Origin of the sequence: Streptococcus pseudoporcinus LQ 940-04 (assembly GCF_000188035.1) — a bacterium.
Classification (GTDB): Bacteria; Bacillota; Bacilli; order Lactobacillales; family Streptococcaceae; genus Streptococcus; species Streptococcus pseudoporcinus.
The window spans coordinates 1,071,059-1,092,093 of the sequence record NZ_AEUY02000005.1; the positions used below are offsets into that span (position 1 = coordinate 1,071,059).

Genomic DNA, 21,035 nt, shown 5'->3' on the forward strand with positions numbered 1-21,035 from the left:
ATCAACCTTATAACTTATGAACAGTCCAGTAGGGCTGTTTTTATGCTATAATTTTCTCATGATGAAAAGAAATTTCGAAGCTGTTAAACGGATTGTTATCAAAATCGGAACTAGTTCACTAGTGCAAGTGGATGGTAAGATTAACCTTGAAAAGATTGATCAATTAGCTTTTGTTATCGCTAGTCTCATGAATAAAGGAAAAGAAGTTATCTTAGTATCTTCAGGAGCTATGGGATTTGGCCTCGATATGTTAAAGATGGTAAAACGTCCTAGTGAATTAGCTAAACAACAGGCAGTCTCAAGTGTGGGACAGGTAGCTATGATGAGTCTTTATTCCCAAATTTTTTCTCATTATCAGAAAAATGTTTCCCAAATTTTATTGACACGTGATGTTGTTATTTTTCCAGAAAGCCTTTCCAACGTTACTAACGCATTTGAGAGCCTTTTAAAACTTGGAATTCTACCCATTGTTAATGAAAATGATGCCGTCAGTGTTGATGAAATGGACCATGCCACGAAGTTTGGAGACAATGACCGACTCTCAGCTGTAGTCGCTAAGATAACGCAAGCAGATTTATTAATTATGCTGTCAGATATTGATGGTTTATTTGATAAAAATCCAACAATTTATGAGGATGCTAAACTCCGTCATTTGGTCACTGCAATTACAGAGGATATTATCTTATCTGCAGGCGGAGCTGGTAGCAAATTTGGAACTGGTGGCATGTTAAGTAAGGTACAATCTGCTCAGATGATTTTTGAAAACAATAGCCAAATGGTTTTAATGAATGGAAAAAATCCTCGAGATATATTGCGCTTACTTGATGGTAAAGAGATTGGTACCTGGTTTGTGAAAGAGAAGGGAAAAGAAAATGAGCATAATTAAGCAGCTTGGTCATCAAGCCAAGGAAGCGAGTTTTGATTTACTTAGTTTGTCAACACTCGAAAAAAATAATTTTTTGCTGCAATTAGCTGACGATCTTCTTAGCAATAGCGATGTTATTATGCAAGAAAATGAAAAAGATATGGCTCAAGCAAAAAATCATGATATCTCAAAGATCATGTTAGACCGTTTGCTACTAACCAAAGAACGTATCAGAGCAATTGTTGAAGGTGTCAAAAAAGTAGCTGATTTGGAAGATCCGATTGGTCAGGTGATTAAAGGGTATACTAATTTAGACGGATTAAAGATTGTTCAAAAGAGAGTTCCATTAGGCGTTATTGCAATGATTTTTGAAAGTCGGCCCAATGTTACTATTGATGCTTTTAGTCTTGCCTTCAAAACTAATAATGCAATTATCCTTAGAGGCGGCAAAGATGCTTTGAATACCAACAAAGCTTTAGTAAAGGTTGTCAGAGCAAGCTTGAAAAGTTCTGGGATTACTGAAGATGCTATTCAGTTACTTGAAGATCCTTCACATGCTTTAGCAGAAGAGTTAATGTCTGCAACTGATTATATAGATGTCTTGATTCCTCGTGGAGGTGCCAAACTAATTCAGACAGTTAAGGAAAAAGCTAAGGTGCCTGTTATCGAAACTGGTATAGGGAATGTCCATATTTATATTGATGAAACAGCTGATCTTGATATGGCTACCCAGATTGTCATTAATGCTAAAACACAACGTCCAAGTGTCTGTAATGCTGCCGAAAGTTTGGTTATTCATGAAGCAGTCGCAGAGCGCTTTATTCCACAGTTAGAAGAGGCTATTTCTGCAGTGCATCCTGTTGCTTTTCGAGCAGATCCAGTAGTTATCAACCTCTTTAAAGAGGCCACTTTAGCTAGTCAAGAAGATTATGGAATGGAATACTTAGACTATATCATGTCCGTAAAAATGGTGTCTTCACTTGATCAGGCTATCTCTTGGATTAACACCTATAGCAGTCATCATTCTGAAGCTATTATCACGCAAAGCCTAGCAGCAGCTGAAAGGTTTCAAGAACAAATTGATGCGGCAGCGGTGTATGTCAATGCTTCAACGCGTTTCACAGATGGTTTTGTATTTGGCCTAGGCGCTGAAATTGGGATTTCAACTCAAAAAATCCATGCAAGGGGACCAATGGGGTTAGAAGCTTTAACAAGTAGCAAATTTTATATTAATGGGAATGGGCAAATTCGTAACTAAGGAGGAAGTTCCGGTCTAGATAGTAGCCGGCCGTCTTCCTTTTTGTTTTCTTAATGTTCAAAATGTGTTAAAATTAAAGGTATGACAAAAGAATTTCATCATATTACCGTTCTTCTCCACGAAACAGTTGATATGCTCCAAGTAAAACCAGATGGCATTTATGTTGATGCTACACTAGGTGGCGCAGGACATTCTGCATATCTTCTATCACAACTAAACGAACATGGGCATCTGTATTGCTTTGATCAAGATCAAAAAGCTATTGATAATGCCCAAGTTTTTTTAGCACCTTTTATTGAAAAGGGAATGGTAACCTTTATCAAAGATAATTTTCGCCATTTAAAGTCTCAAATGCAGGCTCATGGAGTAGATTTTATTGATGGTATTCTTTATGATCTCGGTGTTTCAAGCCCTCAACTTGATGAAAGAGAACGAGGATTTTCTTACCGTCAAGATGCGCCCCTAGATATGCGAATGGATTCAGATGCCTCCTTAACAGCCTATCAAGTGGTCAATGATTATAGTTTTAATGATCTTGTTCGTATCTTTTTTAGGTATGGTGAAGATCGATTTTCAAAACAGGTTGCTCGGAAAATTGAACAAGCTCGGGCTATAAAACCTATTGAAACAACGGCAGAGCTAGCAGAATTAATCAAGTCTGCAAAGCCAGCCAAAGAATTAAAGAAAAAAGGACACCCCGCAAAACAGATTTTTCAAGCAATTCGGATTGAAGTTAATGATGAATTAGGGGCTGCAGAAGAATCTCTACAGCAGGCTATGGATGTGTTAGCCTTAGAAGGGCGTATCTCAGTTATTACCTTCCATTCTTTGGAAGATCGCCTAACCAAGCAATTATTTAAAGAGGCAAGTGTTGTTGATGTTCCAAAAGGACTCCCGTTTATTCCAGAGGAAATGCAACCTAAATTTGAACTTGTTTCACGAAAACCAATTTTACCTAGTAAAGAAGAGTTAGCAGAAAACAATCGTGCTCATTCGGCTAAATTACGTGTGGCCAAAAAAATTCGGATGTGAAAGTATGAACAATGAAAAAAGAAGACAAGCAGTCACAACTGCCTTACAAAGACGAATAAGAACTTTCTCCAGAATAGAGAAAGCTTTTTATAGTGCCATGATTGTTACGGCTATTACAATGGCTGTAAGCATCATTTATCTTCAGAGTCGTAGACTCCAATTACAGCAAGATATTTCTAATTTAAATAGCCAAATTAGTGATAAACGGACTGATCTTAATAATGCTAAGCAAGAGGTTAATGAACTATCACGCCGTGACCGCATTGTTGATATTGCTAAAAAAGCTGGTCTCTCCAATCGCAACGATAATATTAAGAAAGTTGAGTAATCTATGAAAAAATTTCAAAAATTCTTTTTAGATTATGTCATTCAAGGGCGAAAAACACCAGTTAAAAACCGAGAACATGTTGGTCAAAATATGATGATTCTGAGTATTTTTTTATTTTTCGTCTTTATCATCAATTTCGTTATTATTATCGGGACTGATCATAAATTTGGTGTTAATTTAAGCCAAGAAGCCAAACAAGTCTACCAAGAAACAGTAACTGTTCAGGCTAAACGAGGCACAATCTATGATCGTAATGGTGTTGCTATTGCTGTCGATTCAACGACTTATAGCATTTACGCCGTTCTCGACAAATCATTTGTATCGGCGACCGGAGAAAAGCTTTATGTTCAGCCTTCTCAATTTGACACAGTTGCTGAAATTTTAAACAAAGAATTAGACATGAAGAAAAAAACTGTTATCAGTCAACTGAAACAAAAAGGTCTATTTCAAGTGTCTTTCGGTACATCGGGGTCTGGAATCTCATTTAGCAAGATGACCACAATCCGAAAAGAGATGGAAAAAGCTGGTGTTAAAGGTATAGCCTTTTCCACAAGCCCTGGGCGCATGTATCCAAATGGAACATTTGCTTCCGAGTTAATTGGTCTGGCCGCTTTAACTGAAAATAAAGACGGTAGTAAGAGTTTAGTCGGTAAAACAGGACTTGAAGCATCTCTAAATAAAATTTTATCAGGTAAAGATGGTACGATTATCTATGAGAAAGATAAAAATGGGAATACCCTTCTAGGTACGGGCAAGACTGTTAAGAAAGCAATAGATGGAAAGGATGTTTACACAACTTTATCTGAACCTATTCAAACATTCCTTGAAACAAAGATGGATGTTTTTCAAAATGAAGCCAAAGGCGTTTTGGCAAGTGCAACCTTAGTAAATGCTAAAACAGGAGAGATTCTTGCCACTTCTCAAAGACCCTCTTACAATGCAGATACTCTTGAAGGCTTAAACAATAAGAAATACAACTGGAAAAGTGCCCTTTATCAAAATAACTTCGAACCAGGGTCAACCATGAAGGTAATGACTTTAGCTGCCGCTATTGACGAGGGTGTATTTAAGCCAAATGAAGTTTATAGTAATGCTAACGGGTTAAAAATCGCAGATGCAACTATTCAAGACTGGTCCATTAACGAAGGGATTTCAACGGGTCAATATATGACTTATGCCCAAGGTTTTGCGTATTCAAGTAACGTTGGTATGACAAAACTAGAGCAGAAAATGGGAAATAAAACTTGGCTTGATTATTTAAGTAAATTTAAATTTGGTTTTCCAACGCGATTTGGAATTGGTGATGAAGAAGCCGGTATCTTTCCCTCAGATAATATCGTTACACAAGCAATGAGTGCCTTTGGACAAGGGATCAGTGTTACCCAGATCCAAATGCTACGAGCATTTTCAGCTATTGCAAATAATGGTGCCATGTTGGAACCGCAATTCATTAATCAGATTTATGATCCCAATACTGGAACATATAGAACGGCTGAGAAAGAAGTTATCGGCAAGCCTGTTTCTAAAAAAGCTGCTAGTGAAACGAGAGACTATATGGTAAATGTTGGTACGGATCCTGTTTTTGGGACACTTTATTCGGCATCAACAGGTCCGATTGTAAAAGTTGGTAACATGTCTGTGGCTGTTAAATCAGGGACTGCTCAGATTGCCAAGGATGACGGAAGTGGTTATATCGAAGGTGGGAAAACGAACTATGTCTTCTCAGTGGTAGCCATGGTGCCATCTGATAATCCAGACTTTATTATGTATGTAACCATCCAACAGCCGGAACATTGGAGCGGCATGTTCTGGGCAGATGTCATTAATCCAGTGTTGGAAGAAGCTTACTTAATGAAGGATACTTTAGTAAAACCAAATCCTGAATCAGAAAGTAAAACAACTCCTTATAAGCTACCTGATTTTATCGGTGAAAAGCCTGGTAACACTTCAGATGAACTTCGTCGTAACCTGGTTCAACCAATTGTTCTTGGAAACGGTGATAAGATTGTGAAAATGTCTAAGGCTAAAGAAACCAATCTGACTAATAATCAGCAAATTTTACTTTTGACAAATAATTTTGAGACATTACCTGATATGTATGGCTGGACAGAAGACAATGTTGAAAAGTTTGCAAAATGGACAGGTATTGAGGTACAATATAAAGGTTCGAAAAAAGGTCGAGTGGTTAGTCAAAATGTTAACGTGGGAAAATCACTCAAGAAAATTAAAAAAATTGATATTAAACTAGGAGATTAACATGCTTTTAACAATTACAGCAGGAATAATATCTTTGATATTAACTGCTCTCACCATGCCATTTTTTATAAAATTCTATCAAATGAAAAAAATTGGTGGGCAACAAATGCATGAAGATGTTAAACAACATTTAGCCAAAGCGGGGACTCCCACCATGGGAGGAACAGTTTTTCTGCTAGTAGCAAGTCTAATGTCTCTAGTTTTTGGTTTCTTTCTCTTTAAAGAGTGGACGCACCTCGGTTTGATTTCAGGCATTTTAGCTGTTATTTTAATCTATGGTTTCATAGGCTTTCTTGATGACTTTTTGAAGATCTTTAAGCAAATGAATGAGGGTCTAACTGCTAGGCAAAAAATGGCGCTCCAAATCATTGGTGGTTTAATCTTTTATTTTCTTCATGTCGCACCAAGTGGTATTGACTCTATCAATGTTCTAGGCTACCATATCCACTTAGGAATTGTGTATTTACTTTTTGTCTTGTTTTGGATTGTTGGTTTTTCCAATGCTGTCAATTTAACTGACGGAATTGATGGATTAGCCTCGATTTCCGTAGTTATAAGTTTAGTGACTTATGGTCTTATTGCTTTTGTCCAACACCAATTTGATGTTCTTCTATTAATTGTGATTATGGTTGGCGCCTTGTTTGGCTTCTTTATCTATAATCATAAGCCTGCTAAGGTTTTTATGGGTGATGTTGGGAGTCTTGCTTTAGGTGCTATGTTAGCAGCAATTTCAATAGCTTTACGACAAGAATGGACCTTACTTATTATTGGCATTGTCTACGTTTTTGAAACAAGTTCTGTTATATTGCAAGTGTCCTATTTTAAATACACCAAAAAAAAATATGGAGAGGGTCGTCGCATCTTTAGAATGACCCCCTTCCACCACCACCTTGAATTGGGTGGCTTAACGGGAAAAGGAGAGCACTGGTCTGAATGGAAAGTAGATGCTTTCTTATGGCTTATTGGCCTTTTAGCTAGTCTCCTTGTCCTAATAATGCTATATCTATAAAAGTCATGATGCAGTGCCTTGCACTGCATTTTGCTTGTCTAGACTAATCATGTTATAATATGAGGGGAAAAAGGGGTAACTATGTCATTTAAAGATTATAATTTTAAAGATTACATTCAGAAAGCGCTTGAGGAAATTAACTTCAGGGAGCCGACTGAAGTACAAAAAAAGCTCATACCAGTCGTCAATTCTGGTAGAGACTTGGTAGGTGAATCAAAAACAGGCTCGGGTAAGACGCATACATTTTTGTTGCCAATTTTTGAAAAGCTAGACGAAGATAGTAGAGATGTTCAAGTTCTTATCACAGCGCCAAGTCGAGAATTAGCAACTCAGATATTTGAAGCTGCAAAACAGATTGCTAGTCACAGCCAAAAAGAAATTCGACTAGTTAATTATGTTGGTGGAACAGACAAATTACGTCAAATTGAAAAGTTAAAAGGGTCGCAACCGCACATTGTCGTTGGGACACCGGGCCGTATTTATGATTTGGTTAAATCTGGCGATTTAGCCATTCATAAAGCAAGTACCTTTGTGGTTGATGAAGCAGATATGACCATGGATATGGGCTTTTTAGATACCGTTGATAAGATTGCAGCATCTCTAGCTAAGAATGTCCAAATCTTGGTTTTTTCAGCAACCATTCCGCAAAAATTGCAACCGTTCTTAAAGAAATATTTGAGAAATCCCTTAATTGAGCAAATTAGGACAGAGACTGTCATTGCTGATAACATTGACAACTGGTTAGTGTCAACTAAAGGGCGAGATAAAAATGCTCATATTTTAGAAATCTTAACAAATATACAACCATACCTAGCAATGATTTTTGTTAATACAAAAGAAAGAGCAGATGAACTACATAGTTTTTTAGTTGCCAATGGCTTAAAGGTTGCTAAGATTCATGGTGGCGTTCCCCCACGAGAACGTAAACGAATCATGAACCAGGTTAAAAAATTAGAGTTTGAATACATCGTTGCGACAGATTTAGCGGCACGCGGTATTGATATTGAGGGTGTCAGTCATGTCATCAATGATGCTATCCCACAAGACTTGTCTTTCTTTATACATCGTGTGGGTAGGACAGGACGTAATGGTCTTTCGGGCACAGCGATTACCCTATACCAGCCAAGTGATGACTCAGATATTAGAGAACTAGAAAAAATGGGCATCAGCTTTGTCCCTAAAATGCTGAAAAATGGTGAGTTTAGAGATACATATGATCGTGATCGTCGTTATAATCGTGAGAAATCCTACCAAAAGTTAGATACCGAGATGATTGGCCTTGTTAAAAAGAAGAAGAAAAAAGTTAAACCTGGCTATAAGAAAAAAATCCAATGGGTTGTTGACGAAAAACGCCGTAAAGAACGCCGAGCTGAGAGTAAAGCACGCGGTCGCGCAGAACGGAAAGCTAAGAAACAAAGTTTCTAAAGAGAAAATACCAGTTCAAATCTGGTATTTTTTATTATATAAAAATCCTAATGGCTTGATAGGATATTACTATTTTTCAAATGGAAAGACTTTTGTTAGACTAAGAGTATCATGAATGGGGAGATAAAAAGATGGCAAAGAAAAATAATCCACTTATCAGCTTACTCTTTATTGTTAGTCTAGTCTTCACGACTTTAGGGCTAACAACTGAGGTTTTAGCAAAAGATAAAGAAGTTATTACCGTTGCGACAGATGCTGCTACAAAACCTTTTACCTATAAAGATGGGAAAACCTTGACAGGTTACGATATTCAGGTGCTAAAAGCTATTTTTAAGAATTCCAAGCGGTATGACTTAAAATTTGAGACAGTTGCCTTTCCTTCAATTTTATCAGGAATTGATGCAGGTCGCTATCAGATCGCAGCAAATGATTATGGTTATAGTGCAGAAAGAGCAGAAAAATACCTCTTTTCAAAGGCTATTTCCAAATCCAACTACGCCTTGGCAACAAAAGGTGATAAAAGTTATAAAGAATTAGCTGACTTATCTGGAAAGAAAACCCAAGGAATGTCAGGCGCCAACTACATGCAGGTTCTAGAAAAATGGAACAAAAAGCATCCCAAGAAAGAACCAATTGATATCACTTATGCATCAGGATCTACTCCATTTACGCAAAGACTCCAAATGCTTGAAAGTGGTCAGCTAGATTTCTTATTCTATGATGCTATTTCTTTAAAAACAGCTATCAAGGAACAAGGCTATGACCTCAAAATCACTAAGTTGACAGAAAAAGTTGGAGATAAAAAAGATGGTTTAGAATATTTTATTTTTTCTGATGATGCTAAGGGAAAAGAATTGCAGAGCTATGTCAATAAAGGACTAGGAAAACTAAAAAAATCAGGTCAGTTGAAACAATTGAGTCAAAAATTCTTTGAAGGTGACTTTGTTTCTTCACTCAAATAATGTTGAATATAATAATTAAGGGTCTATTACGAGAGTGATAGACTTTCACTATTGCCTTTATTAAGACTTTCTATTTTACAGTACTTACCTAGCGTGCTAAACTTATAAGATATCGATAGGAAAAAAGGGGAAATAATGGGGTTCATCTTAGCAAGTAGTTGGTCGTGGTTTGACCAGTTCATCAAATATATTCCAGAAGGCAAACTTTTTAGTTGGCGAGCTGTTTTTGATGCCTTGCCAGATATTATTGAACGTTTACCTTTGACGATAGGATTGACAGTAGCTGGGGCAATATTTGGACTGTTCTTAGCCTTACTTTTTGCATTGGTTAAACTTAATCGAACAAAAATGTTATATCCTATCCAAGCGGTATTTGTAAGTTTCTTAAGAGGAACGCCTATTCTGGTTCAATTGATGCTAACCTATTATGGGATTCCACTCTTTTTAAAATTCCTTAATGTGAAGTATGGCTTGCATTGGAACATTAACGCTATTCCGGCCTCTATCTTTGCTATTACAGCATTTGCCTTTAATGAGGCAGCCTATGCTAGTGAAACGATTCGTGCTGCTATTCAATCTGTAGACAGTGGAGAAATTGAAGCGGCACGAAGCTTAGGTATGACTCCCATACAGGTTTATAAACGTGTCATTATTCCAAATGCGGCAGTTGTAGCGACGCCAACGCTGATAAATGGTTTGATTGGTTTGACTAAAGGAACATCTCTAGCATTCAATGCTGGAATCGTTGAAATGTTTGCCCAGGCTCAAATTTTAGGTGGGGCAGATTACCGCTATTTTGAAAGGTATATTTCGGTTGCATTAGTCTACTGGTTTATCAGTTTTCTCATTGAACAGCTCGGTAATTTGATTGAGAAATCAATGACAATTGTAGAACCAATTAGAGTACCAGAAAAGGAAATGGGGGACTTGCGCTAATGATAAAAATAAGTCATTTAAGTAAATATTTTTCTGGTCAAAAAGTTTTAGATGATTTAAGTTTGGACATTGAGAAAGGGCAAGTTATTGCACTTGTAGGAGCGTCTGGAGCTGGAAAATCAACTTTTTTGCGGAGCATGAATTATTTGGAAAAACCAGATAAGGGAATGATTCAGATTGATGATTTTAAGGTTAATTTTGAAACAATCACAAACGAGGAAGTGCTTATTCTTAGACGCAAACTAGCTATGGTTTTCCAACAATTTAATCTTTTTGAGCGCCGCACAGCTTTAGAGAATGTCAAGGAAGGTCTTATTGTTGTCAAAAAACTCTCAGATAAAGAAGCGACAGCTATAGCCAGAGAAGAATTGAAAAAAGTAGGTTTAACTAATCGTGAGAATCATTACCCAAGACATTTATCAGGTGGTCAAAAGCAACGGGTTGCTATAGCACGGGCTCTCGCCATGAAGCCAGATGTATTGCTTTTGGATGAGCCAACTTCAGCCTTGGATCCAGAGTTGGTAGGGGAGGTTGAGAAGTCAATTGCTCAGGCAGCTAGGTCGGGACAAACGATGGTGTTAGTCAGTCATGATATGGATTTTGTATCACAAGTAGCAGACAAGGTCCTCTTTTTAGATAATGGTAAGATTTTAGAATCAGGAAGCCCAGAAGAATTATTTAACCATCCTAAAGAAGCTAGAACTAAAGAATTTTTCAACAAATTCTCCAAAACCTATATATAACTTTAGACTTTTGTTATAATAGAGAGGTCCAGGGATAATCTGGGCTTTTCTTGTGCAAATGATATGTTAGAAAAATTGATAGATATGAATGGATAATATAATGTTATTAGAATTGTTTAGTCTTTATTTGCAAGGTTTGGTGATTGCTTTGATCCTAGTATTGGTCATTTGTTTATTATGGATTTTCTTACGAGCCCGATCTAGAAAAGACAAAACTGTTGTTGAGAGACAGGCTTTTCTTTATGATATCTTAATGATAGCAATACTCTTGGTACCTATTTTATCGTTTGCAGTTATGAGTATCTTGCTGGCCTTAAAATCGTAATAATTGCCAAAATAGCGACTGCTTGTTAAGATGTTACTAGGAATAAACAAAGGAGAGAAAGATGTACGATACACTCATTATTGGATCAGGCCCTGCTGGCATGACAGCAGCTTTGTATGCAGCCAGAAGTAATCTGAAAGTTGGAATTATTGAACAAGGTGCTCCAGGTGGCCAAATGAATAATACATCTGAAATTGAAAATTATCCAGGTTACGATAATATTTCTGGACCAGAATTATCCATGAAAATGTTTGAACCATTAGAAAAATTTGATGTTGAACACATTTATGGTATTGTTCAGAAGGTAGAAGACATGGGTGACTTCAAACGTGTTAGTACTGAGGACGCCTATTTTGATGCTAAAGCTATTATTTTAGCAACTGGAGCTAAGTACCGTCTCTTAAATGTTAAGGGAGAAGAGACCTTTACTAGCCGAGGAGTATCCTATTGTGCAGTTTGTGATGGGGCGTTTTTTCGAAATCAGGACCTCTTAGTCGTTGGTGGAGGAGATTCTGCTGTTGAGGAAGCTATTTATTTAACGCAATTTGCTAAAAGTGTGACCATTGTGCATCGACGTGACCAATTAAGAGCACAAAAAATTCTTCAAGAACGTGCTTTTGCTAATGATAAGGTGTCATTTATTTGGGATTCTGTTGTTGAAGAGATTCAGGGTGATAATATTAAGGTTTCAAATGTTTTAATCAAGAACTTAAAAACAAATGAGATAAGCAACCATGCTTTCGGAGGAGTCTTCATCTATGTTGGAATGCTTCCTGTAACAAGTATGGTTGAAGGACTTGGTATTTGTGACCAAGAAGGTTGGGTAGTAACTGATGATCACATGAGAACAAGTTTACCTGGAATTTTTGCTATTGGAGATGTGCGACAAAAGGATCTTCGTCAAATCACTACTGCTGTCGGTGAAGGCGCAACAGCGGGCCAAGGTGTCTATCATTATCTTGAAAGTTTGAAATAATCAGATGAAAAACTGGTCAACTAAGAAGACCGGTTTTTTTATGACTATTCTATTTATGAATAGACAATGTTGTAAATATTCTGAAAATAGGGTATAATAATTATATTTTTTAAAGAATGGAGTGTATGATGTCACAATTGTCAAAAGAAGACAAAGAAGTTAAAAATGGAATGGTCAGGGGATTGCAAAATCGCCATGTTCAATTGATTGCAATTGCTGGGACAATTGGTACTGGCTTATTTATGGGATCAGGTCGTGCTATTTCATTAACGGGGCCCTCAATTGTTCTAGTTTACTTAATAACAGGAGCCTTTATGTTTATGATGATGAGGGCGATTGGAGAAATGCTCTATTATGATCCTGACCAACATACATTTATTAATTTTATTACTAAATATATTGGACCTGGTTGGGGTTATTTTTCAGGACTTTCTTATTGGCTATCATTAATCTTTATTGGGATGGCTGATATTACAGCCTTAGGTTCTTACGTTCAATATTGGTTCCCCAATTGGCATTCTTGGTTAATCCAGCTCGTGGCTTTAGTTATTTTGGCTTCCGTCAATTTGATAGCTGTTAAAATTTTTGGTGAGACAGAATTTTGGTTTGCAATGATTAAAATTGTGGCTATTATTGCTTTAATTGCGACTGCTGGTTTTATGATTGCTACTGGTTTCCAAACACCACATGGTCAAGCTAGTTTTACGAATATTACTAACCATTTTTCTTTATTCCCACGTGGAACATTAAAATTCTTTATGGGATTCCAGATGGTTTTCTTTGCCTATCAAGCTATTGAATTTGTCGGCGTTACGACTTCTGAAACAGAAAATCCTCGTAAAGTATTACCGAAAGCTATTCAAGAAATTCCTGTTAGAATTATTATTTTTTATGTTGGTTCCTTGATTTCAATCATGGCTATCCTACCTTGGAAGGATTTACCAGTTGACAAGTCACCTTTTGTCATGGTATTTCAGCTGGTGGGCATTAAGTGGGCAGCCGCATTAATTAATTTTGTGGTTTTAACATCATCTGCATCTGCATTAAATTCAGTATTGTACTCATCTGGTCGTCACTTATATCAGTTGGCTTGTGAAAATGCCAATCCATTCACCAACGCCTTGAAGTTTAATCGTCTTTCAAGGCAGGGCGTTCCTAGTCGTGCAATCATTGGTTCAGCAGCAGTTGTGGGTGTATCTGCCATTATTAGTGTCTTACCAGGAATATCTGATGCCTTTGCTTTGATTGCAGCTTCGTCATCTGGTGTCTACATCGCCATTTATGCTTTGACAATGATTGCTCACTGGAAATATCGTCAGTCTTCTGATTTTATGCCAGATGGTTTCCTAATGCCAATGTATAAAGTAGCAACACCAATTACTTTAGCTTTCTTTGCCTGTGTGTTTATGTCATTGTTCCTCCAAGAGTCAACTTTTATTGGAGCAGTGGGGGCAAGTATTTGGATCATTTTCTTTGGTTTTTACTGTAATTTTAAATTCAAAACAAAATAAGCTAGTAGCTCATTTCTTTAAAATGAGATGCTCTCTGAGGGACAGGATTTTCTGTCTCTTTTTGTTTTCAGTTTCCGGATAAATAGACAAAATCAAAAGTGTGTTATAATATTAACAACAATTTAAAAAGGACAGTGACATGTATAAAGATGACAGTTTAATATTACATACGGATTTATACCAGATCAATATGATGCAAGTCTATTTTGATCAAGGAATCCATAATAAAAAAGCCGTTTTTGAAGTTTATTTTCGGAAGAACCCTTTTGAAAACGGTTATGCCATATTTGCAGGTTTACAAAGGCTAGTTGAGTACTTTGAAAGTTTAGCTTTTTCTGAAAGTGATTTAGCTTATCTTTCCGACTTAGGCTATAATGGAGAATTCCTTGATTATTTAAAAAACCTAAAATTAGAACTAACTGTCCGTTCTGCTAAGGAGGGTGATTTAGTTTTTGCTAATGAACCTATTGTTCAGGTAGAAGGACCTCTAGGACAGTGTCAGCTTGTGGAAACGGCCTTGTTAAATATTGTCAATTTTCAAACTCTTATTGCTACCAAAGCAGCTCGTATTCGTTCCGTTATTGAAGATGAGCCTTTATTGGAGTTTGGTACTCGTCGTGCCCAAGAGTTAGATGCTGCCTTCTGGGGAACGCGTGCAGCTGTTATAGGCGGAGCTAATGCAACTAGTAATGTCAGAGCAGGAAAAGTGTTTGGTATCCCTGTTTCTGGCACACATGCGCATGCTTTAGTACAAGCTTATGGTAATGATTATGATGCCTTTAAAGCTTACGCAAAAACGCATAAAGACTGTGTATTTCTTGTTGATACCTACGATACTCTTAAAATAGGTGTCCCGAATGCAATTAGAGTAGCTAAAGAATTGGGAGATTCTATAAATTTTCTGGGTGTTCGTTTAGATTCAGGGGACTTGGCTTATTTGTCGAAAAAGGTTCGTCAGCAACTAGATGAAGCGGGATTTCCAGATGCAAAGATTTATGCGTCAAATGACCTAGATGAAAATACTATTCTAAATTTAAAAATGCAAAAGGCAAAAATTGATGTTTGGGGTGTCGGAACTAAATTGATTACGGCATATGATCAACCAGCCTTAGGTGCGGTTTATAAGATGGTTTCGATTGAAAATGATGCCGGGAAGATGGAAGATACTATCAAATTATCTAATAATGCAGAAAAAGTATCCACTCCAGGTAAAAAACAAGTATGGCGCATAACAAGTTTAGAAAAAGGTAAGTCTGAAGGAGACTATATTACGTTCACAGATGTGGATGTTAATCAGTTAGATTACATTGAAATGTTTCACCCAACTTATACTTATATTAAGAAGACAGTCAAAAATTTCGAAGCAGTTCCATTATTGGTTGATATTTTTGACCAAGGCAAGCGCGTCTATGATTTACCAGATCTCCAAACGATTCAAGCTTATGCTCGTCAAGAATTTGATAAATTATGGGATGAGTATAAACGTGTTTTGAATCCACAAGATTATCCTGTTGATTTGGCTAAAGATGTATGGGAAAATAAGATGGCTGTTATTTCAAAGATTAGACAAGAAACCCTAGGTGAAGGAGAATCTTATGACATTGCAAAATAATATTATCAATGAATTGGGCGTGAAGCCAGAGATTGATGCCAAAGAAGAGATTCGTTGCTCAATTGATTTTCTGAAAAGCTACCTTACTAAGCATAGCTTTTTAAAAACGTTAGTATTGGGCATTTCTGGGGGACAAGATTCTACTTTAGCTGGTCGTTTAGCACAGCTGGCGATTGAGGAATTGCGAGAGGAGACCGGTCGAAAAGACTATCAATTCATCGCTATCAGACTTCCCTATGGTGTGCAGGCTGATGAAGCTGATGCTCAAAAGGCTCTAGCTTTTATTAGGCCAGATCAAACCTTGACCATAAACATTAAAGAAGCTGTAGATAGCCAAGTTTTGGCTTTGGAAGCTGCAGGAATTAAAATTTCTGACTTTAATAAAGGTAATATTAAGGCGCGTCAGCGCATGATTAGCCAATATGCGGTGGCAGGCCAACTGAATGGAGCTGTTATTGGTACGGACCATGCTGCTGAGAATATCACAGGATTCTTTACAAAATTTGGTGATGGTGGAGCAGATATCCTCCCCTTATTCCGACTTAATAAAAGACAAGGGAGGGCCCTGTTAAGAGAATTAGGGGCAAGTGCTAGTCTTTATGAAAAGATTCCAACGGCTGATTTAGAAGAAAACAAACCAGGAATAGCAGATGAGGTGGCTTTGGGTGTCACTTACAAGGATATTGATGATTACCTAGAAGGTAAAGAAATATCAGATCAAGCAAAAGAAAAAATTGAAAATTGGTGGTACAAAGGGCTCCACAAACGTCATCTCCCAATTACTGTATTCGATGATTTTTGGAAATAATGACCTTCTTTTTTTAGGAAGATCACATTACGCTAAATTGATAAAACAAAAAAGTTAGGCTCGCCTAACTTTTTTGTTGAAGAAAAGAAAAATAAGTTTATAATAGAAGATAATAAAAAATGGAGGATATTATGTCAAGAATTTCTGAATCATTTACTGAAGAAGTTTATAAAAACTATCTCAATAATCCTAAGTACAGAGCAATTGAAAATGCTGTTACCAACAATGGACTCTTAAAATCACTCAAGACTCGACAAAGTGAGGTTGAAAATGATTTTGTTTTTTCAATTGACCTAACTAAAGATCTTGTTTCAAATCAAAAAGCTTCTGGCCGTTGCTGGATGTTTGCTGCTTTAAACACTTTTCGTCATCAATTAATAAGTGATTTCAAATTAGAAAATTTTGAGTTATCACAAGCGCACACCTTTTTCTGGGATAAGTATGAAAAAGCTAACTGGTTTATGGAACAGGTCATTGCAACAGCAGATCAAGAATTATCCAGTCGAAAAGTTAAATTCCTTTTAGATGTTCCTCAACAAGATGGTGGACAGTGGGACATGGTTGTGGCTCTCTTTGAAAAATATGGTGTGGTGCCAAAGACTGTTTATCCAGAATCTGTTTCTTCAAGCAATAGTAAGGAGTTGAATGAGATCCTCAACAAATTATTGCGTCAAGATGCCCAAATTTTGCGTGAATGCATCAGTTCAGGATTGGACGCTCAGGCAATTCAAGCTAAGAAAGAAGCATTGTTGCAGGAGATATTTAATTTTCTGGCGATGAACTTAGGGCTACCCCCAAAAACTTTCGATTTTGCCTATCGTGATAAAGACAATCAATATCACTCTGAGAAAGATATCACACCTTTGGAATTTTACCAAAAATATGTCGGCTTAAATTTGTCTGATTATGTTTCTATTATCAATGCTCCTACAGCTGATAAACCTTTTGGTAAGGCTTATACAGTAGAGATGCTTGGAAATGTAGTTGGTAGTCGTGATGTTCGTTATCTTAATGTGGACATGAATCGTTTGAAAGAATTAGCTATTAAACAAATGCAGGCGGGTGAAACTGTCTGGTTTGGTTCAGATGTTGGTCAGATGTCAGATCGTAAAAAAGGTATTTTAGCGACAAATACCTATGACTTTGAAGCTAGTATGGATCTTGTCTTGAAACAAAATAAAGCGGGTCGCTTGGATTATAGTGAAAGCCTTATGACTCATGCCATGGTTTTGACTGGTGTTGATTTAGATCCTAATGGTAGCCCTCTTAAATGGAAAGTAGAAAATTCTTGGGGCGAAGATGTAGGAAATAAGGGCTATTTTGTAGCTTCGGATGCTTGGATGGATCAATACACCTATCAAATTGTAGTTAAGAAAAGTTTACTGAGTGAAGAGGAATTGAAAGCTTACCAAGCAGAGCCAGAAGTATTAGCGCCTTGGGACCCAATGGGGGCTCTTGCAAATTAAAAAGTTTTAGCTTTAGGGACTGTTTGGAATGACAATAATATTAGAAGTTGTGTTCGCCATAATAGTTGCTAAAGAGGTTGTGATAAGAGTTCTTTAAATACGGGATTGTATTCACCAGTCTTAATAACCGTTTATGGTTTAAAATTCTTTAAGAAATCTAAAAAATAATAGTATTATATTACTATTGTCAGACCGAAGACAAACCTCATTTTTGAGGTTTGTCTTTTCTTATTCATTGACTACAAGAGGTTGTAAACAGGTAAGTCTCTAAAAAGCGTGGCTGTTGGATTATTTACTATTTGTATAGGACTGACATGCCCCTAAGACCATAAGCCCTAAAAATAACATGATAAGTGGTAAGGATTTTTTTCTTTCCATAGAAGCCCTTCTTCTAAGCTATAGCTCCAAATGCCTTGAGGGAGACAGTTAAGAATTGACAGAATCATTATTGTACAATGCTCTAGTCGTTTCAAGTATTTATTAACATTCGCCCAGAATTTTATTTGAAATAGTGATATTTTTGAAAGGATGAAATTATCAGTCATAAATACATAGAAAAGGAGTCTAAAAAAGACCAACTTCATAACTGAAGCTGACCCTTGATTTAAAATAATTGAAGCATTTTTGACTATTTTAATACTAGTTAATTATTGGGGGAATGATTATTCCCGTTTCCGCTGCGATTACTGTTCCCGTTTCCTGATTCAGTGGAAGTAGAGGTAGAAGAAGAGCTAGAGCTAGAGGCTTGATCATTGGTTGTTGAGCTTTTACTATCGTTCGCTTGGCTTGCGCTATTATTCGTATCACTTGTACTACTACTTGATGAACTAGAGCCACTGTAAATATTATTATAGACGGAACTAGTGGTATTACCACTAGTATAAGTTCCACCAGACAGATAAAGCATACCACCACTACGATATAAGCCACTTGGCATAACCCAATCCTCGCTATAACCGTCTGTTAGATAGGACATCATACTACGGTAAACACGCGAGGCTATTGATAGAGCATCGCCATATACTGGAGTTAAACGACTACGGTAACCCGTCCAAACAGCCATAGCGTATTTGTTGGTAAAACCGACAAAGTTTTCATCAGGCGCCATCGTTCCTACATACTCAGGATAGAGACCAGACTCAGCAGAAATTTTTGCTAATTCTTCATCGGTGTAATTAGAAGTACCTGTTTTTCCTGCTTGAATAACTCCTGGAATTTGAGCATCAGTACCTGTACCATAGGTTAAAACGGTTTTCAACATATCAGTCATCATGTAAGCAGTGGTTTCCTTCATAGCCCGCTTACCTTTATTTTCAATAACCTTTGAGGTTCCATCACTAAATACAATTTTATTAACATATTGTGGTTTGTAATACTCACCACCATTGGCAAAAGCAGCATAGGCAGCAGCCATTTTTTCACTACTTGCTCCATATCGGCTATCAGAACTGCTATTATTACTTGAAATGGCGTTTGAATAGTTCATTTCTGGATAGTTAATACCAAGGTTTGTTAAGAAGTTTTTAGCATAAGTCAGGCCGGCTGCTTCTAAGGCTCTGACAGCAGGAACATTTCGAGACTGCATAATAGCAGTTTGAATGGTCATCCAGCCATTATACCTACGATCCCAATCATAAAGTTGGGTATTTGTACCAGGCCAGTAATAGACGGAGTCATTAGTTGATTGAGCAGTTGAATTATAAGCTCCACTTTCAATGGCAGGTGCATAGGCTGATATGGGTTTCATGGTTGAGCCCCAGTCGCGATCAGTTAGAACAGCTTGGTTTGTACCAAAAGAAACATTTTCATTTTGATTACGGCCTCCGAGTTGCGCTACAACATGACCGTTCGTGACATCAACAATAGTTGATGCAACTTGAAAGTTTTCATCGGGATAATTGATGTAATCAGGTGAATTGTAGATATCGTAAAGCCGTTTTTGAGCATTTGGCAGAAGATTAGTATAAACTTTTAATCCAGAGGTAAAGATATCTTTGTTAGTTTCTGACTTAACTTGACTAATGACTTCCTTAAGGTAGTTATCCATGTATTTAGGATAACTTGAAGTCTTCTTCAATGGTTTCAGACCATCTGTAATAGGTGTTGCAATAGCTTTGTCATATTCAGCTTTAGAAAGGTTCTTTTCAGAAAGCATCTGCTGGAGTACAATGTTACGACGGTGTGTTGCTGCGTCAGGGTTGATATATGGATCATATTGCGTCGGAGCTTGTGGGATTCCAGCTAATAAGGCTAATTGTGCAAAGGATAAGTCTTTTAAATCTTTTTCATAATAAGCTTTAGAAGCAGTGAGCATCCCATAGTTTCCATTACCCATATAAACCTTATTAATGTAAAAAGTCAAGATTTCTTGTTTGGTATATTTGCGTTCCATCTGCAAGGCAAGCCATACTTCTTGAGCTTTACGTTTTAGGGTTTGATCTTTCTCATCTGTTGAGAAATAAGCTAGTTTAATCAGCTGCTGATCAAGTGTTGATCCCCCCTGCGTACTAGCACTTGTTAAATTATGGAAGGCAGCTCCGATGATACGGTACAAGTCAACACCACGGTGATTAAAGAATCGTTTATCTTCAATGGATGTAATTGCATTTACTAAGTTAAGGGGAATGCTATCTGCGGTTACATTCTCTCTTTTTTCAGAACCTAAATCGGCGATGAGTTTGTTATGACCATCATAAACAAGACTAGAATTGGTTGATTTAAGGGCTGTCTCGGAAAGTTTTGGAGCAGTTGAGATGTAAAAAGCAAAGAGTAGCCCGCCAATGACGATTATAAAAATTATAAGACTAAGAATAGCTGCTAGAGCATATTTTAGTATTTTTTGAATTTGTGGATTTTTGATACTAATCACCGCCTAAAAAATTTTGTTCTATAATATCTAAATAAGGTACTTGGGGAAATGCTCCTATTATTATCTCGTAGCCATTTTTTCTGATATAATCAAGTGGCATTGATTTGCTGCCTTTATCAATTTGATAAAAATCAATCAATGCCTTTGCTGGTAGATAATAGGTTTCTTTCAAAGTACTAAAGTGTAAAAGGACAAAACAAATACCCTTTTGTTCTAAAACGGAAGCCATATGCTCAATCTGGTGCGAATGAAAATTTTTCATAGGCATAGCAGTTTTTTGGCGTGTCTCTTTGGCTTCGAAATCAAGGTAATAACCTTTATACACCCCGCAGTAATCTGTTGTTGAGGCTTGTCGAAAATAAGCTTCAACAATTTTGGCTCGACTTCTTTGAGGATAATCGACTTTGACGATTTGAATAGGTGTCGGTTTTTTATGGATGACTGCAATATGGCGCGAAAGATAGAAGTCATTGGTAGCGTTAATAGTAGCCTCAAATGACATTCCGCGGTTAGCGAAGTCTACCTTTGATTTATTCGTTTTTAATTGGACAGGGTCTCTTCGTTTTCCTTTAAGTTGATGAGGATAATTAACCATTGTTCTCCTAAGACATTTACTTAATGAAAAATTTAAGCATTTTTATTATAACATATTTT

General features: G+C 36.9%; 18 protein-coding genes. 16 read left to right on the forward strand and 2 right to left on the reverse strand.

Translation table 11 applies throughout. The features are described 5' to 3' along the window. Positions 1-58 precede the first annotated feature (58 nt). From proB to pepC, 16 genes are all read left to right on the forward strand, one after another. Entirely contained in the window at positions 59-886 is an 828-nt protein-coding gene (gene proB, locus STRPS_RS06615) for a glutamate 5-kinase (protein WP_007894562.1), read from the forward strand. Continuing rightward, positions 873-2,123 carry a glutamate-5-semialdehyde dehydrogenase gene (locus STRPS_RS06620; RefSeq protein WP_007894557.1) on the forward strand — a complete coding sequence of 417 codons (1,251 nt, stop codon included), beginning with the start codon at positions 873-875 and terminating at the stop codon, positions 2,121-2,123. The genes proB and STRPS_RS06620 overlap by 14 nt, the downstream gene beginning before the upstream one ends. An 81-nt stretch (positions 2,124-2,204) precedes the next feature. Beyond that, positions 2,205-3,155, forward strand: coding sequence for a 16S rRNA (cytosine(1402)-N(4))-methyltransferase RsmH (gene rsmH, locus STRPS_RS06625; protein WP_007894489.1), 951 nt, complete (start codon positions 2,205-2,207; stop codon positions 3,153-3,155). 4 nt (positions 3,156-3,159) lie between these two features. Continuing rightward, positions 3,160-3,483 (forward strand): cell division protein FtsL, encoded by a 324-nt coding sequence (gene ftsL / locus STRPS_RS06630; protein ID WP_007894432.1) that lies wholly within the window; start codon positions 3,160-3,162, stop codon positions 3,481-3,483. A 3-nt stretch (positions 3,484-3,486) separates the two neighbouring features. Beyond that, positions 3,487-5,739, forward strand: a complete 2,253-nt coding sequence (gene pbp2x / locus STRPS_RS06635; RefSeq protein WP_007894533.1) for a penicillin-binding protein PBP2X — start codon at positions 3,487-3,489, stop codon at positions 5,737-5,739. A 1-nt stretch (position 5,740) separates the two neighbouring features. Further along, on the forward strand, positions 5,741-6,748 hold the full coding sequence (gene mraY / locus STRPS_RS06640; RefSeq protein WP_007894565.1) for a phospho-N-acetylmuramoyl-pentapeptide-transferase: 1,008 nt from the start codon (positions 5,741-5,743) through the stop codon (positions 6,746-6,748). Positions 6,749-6,829: 81 nt separating this feature from the next. Beyond that, positions 6,830-8,173, forward strand: a complete 1,344-nt coding sequence (locus STRPS_RS06645; RefSeq protein WP_007894505.1) for a DEAD/DEAH box helicase — start codon at positions 6,830-6,832, stop codon at positions 8,171-8,173. A 131-nt stretch (positions 8,174-8,304) separates the two neighbouring features. Further along, positions 8,305-9,135 carry a transporter substrate-binding domain-containing protein gene (locus tag STRPS_RS06650; protein WP_007894519.1) on the forward strand — a complete coding sequence of 277 codons (831 nt, stop codon included), beginning with the start codon at positions 8,305-8,307 and terminating at the stop codon, positions 9,133-9,135. 132 nt (positions 9,136-9,267) lie between these two features. Continuing rightward, entirely contained in the window at positions 9,268-10,071 is an 804-nt protein-coding gene (locus STRPS_RS06655) for an amino acid ABC transporter permease (protein WP_408646534.1), read from the forward strand. Further along, positions 10,071-10,814, forward strand: coding sequence for an amino acid ABC transporter ATP-binding protein (locus tag STRPS_RS06660; protein ID WP_007894553.1), 744 nt, complete (start codon positions 10,071-10,073; stop codon positions 10,812-10,814). Before STRPS_RS06655 ends, STRPS_RS06660 begins: the two co-directional genes overlap by 1 nt. Before the next feature lie 100 nt (positions 10,815-10,914). Continuing rightward, the gene (locus tag STRPS_RS06665) at positions 10,915-11,139 is read left to right on the forward strand and encodes a DUF4059 family protein (protein ID WP_007894493.1); all 225 of its coding nucleotides are present in this window, start codon (positions 10,915-10,917) and stop codon (positions 11,137-11,139) included. Positions 11,140-11,200: 61 nt separating this feature from the next. Then, on the forward strand, positions 11,201-12,115 hold the full coding sequence (trxB, locus tag STRPS_RS06670) for a thioredoxin-disulfide reductase (RefSeq protein ID WP_007894481.1): 915 nt from the start codon (positions 11,201-11,203) through the stop codon (positions 12,113-12,115). 128 nt (positions 12,116-12,243) lie between these two features. Further along, complete coding sequence (locus STRPS_RS06675; protein WP_007894483.1) at positions 12,244-13,626, forward strand: amino acid permease; 1,383 nt, start codon at positions 12,244-12,246, stop codon at positions 13,624-13,626. 139 nt (positions 13,627-13,765) lie between these two features. Then, positions 13,766-15,238, forward strand: a complete 1,473-nt coding sequence (locus STRPS_RS06680; RefSeq protein WP_007894496.1) for a nicotinate phosphoribosyltransferase — start codon at positions 13,766-13,768, stop codon at positions 15,236-15,238. Continuing rightward, a complete protein-coding gene (nadE, locus tag STRPS_RS06685) occupies positions 15,222-16,046 on the forward strand; it encodes an ammonia-dependent NAD(+) synthetase (protein WP_007894530.1) in 825 nt (274 codons plus the stop codon). The genes STRPS_RS06680 and nadE overlap by 17 nt, the downstream gene beginning before the upstream one ends. A 131-nt stretch (positions 16,047-16,177) precedes the next feature. Next, positions 16,178-17,512: an aminopeptidase C gene (gene pepC, locus STRPS_RS06690; protein ID WP_037599002.1), complete on the forward strand. Its 1,335-nt coding sequence runs from the start codon at positions 16,178-16,180 to the stop codon at positions 17,510-17,512. Between the two features lie 643 nt (positions 17,513-18,155). On the opposite strand, the gene pbp1a is transcribed toward pepC, so the two are convergent. Together pbp1a and recU are read right to left on the reverse strand one after the other, a co-directional pair. Next, positions 18,156-20,381 (reverse strand): penicillin-binding protein PBP1A, encoded by a 2,226-nt coding sequence (gene pbp1a, locus STRPS_RS06695; protein ID WP_007894485.1) that lies wholly within the window; start codon positions 20,379-20,381, stop codon positions 18,156-18,158. Further along, complete coding sequence (gene recU / locus STRPS_RS06700; protein ID WP_007894458.1) at positions 20,374-20,976, reverse strand: Holliday junction resolvase RecU; 603 nt, start codon at positions 20,974-20,976, stop codon at positions 20,374-20,376. Before recU ends, pbp1a begins: the two co-directional genes overlap by 8 nt. Between the last annotated feature and the right edge of the window lie 59 nt (positions 20,977-21,035).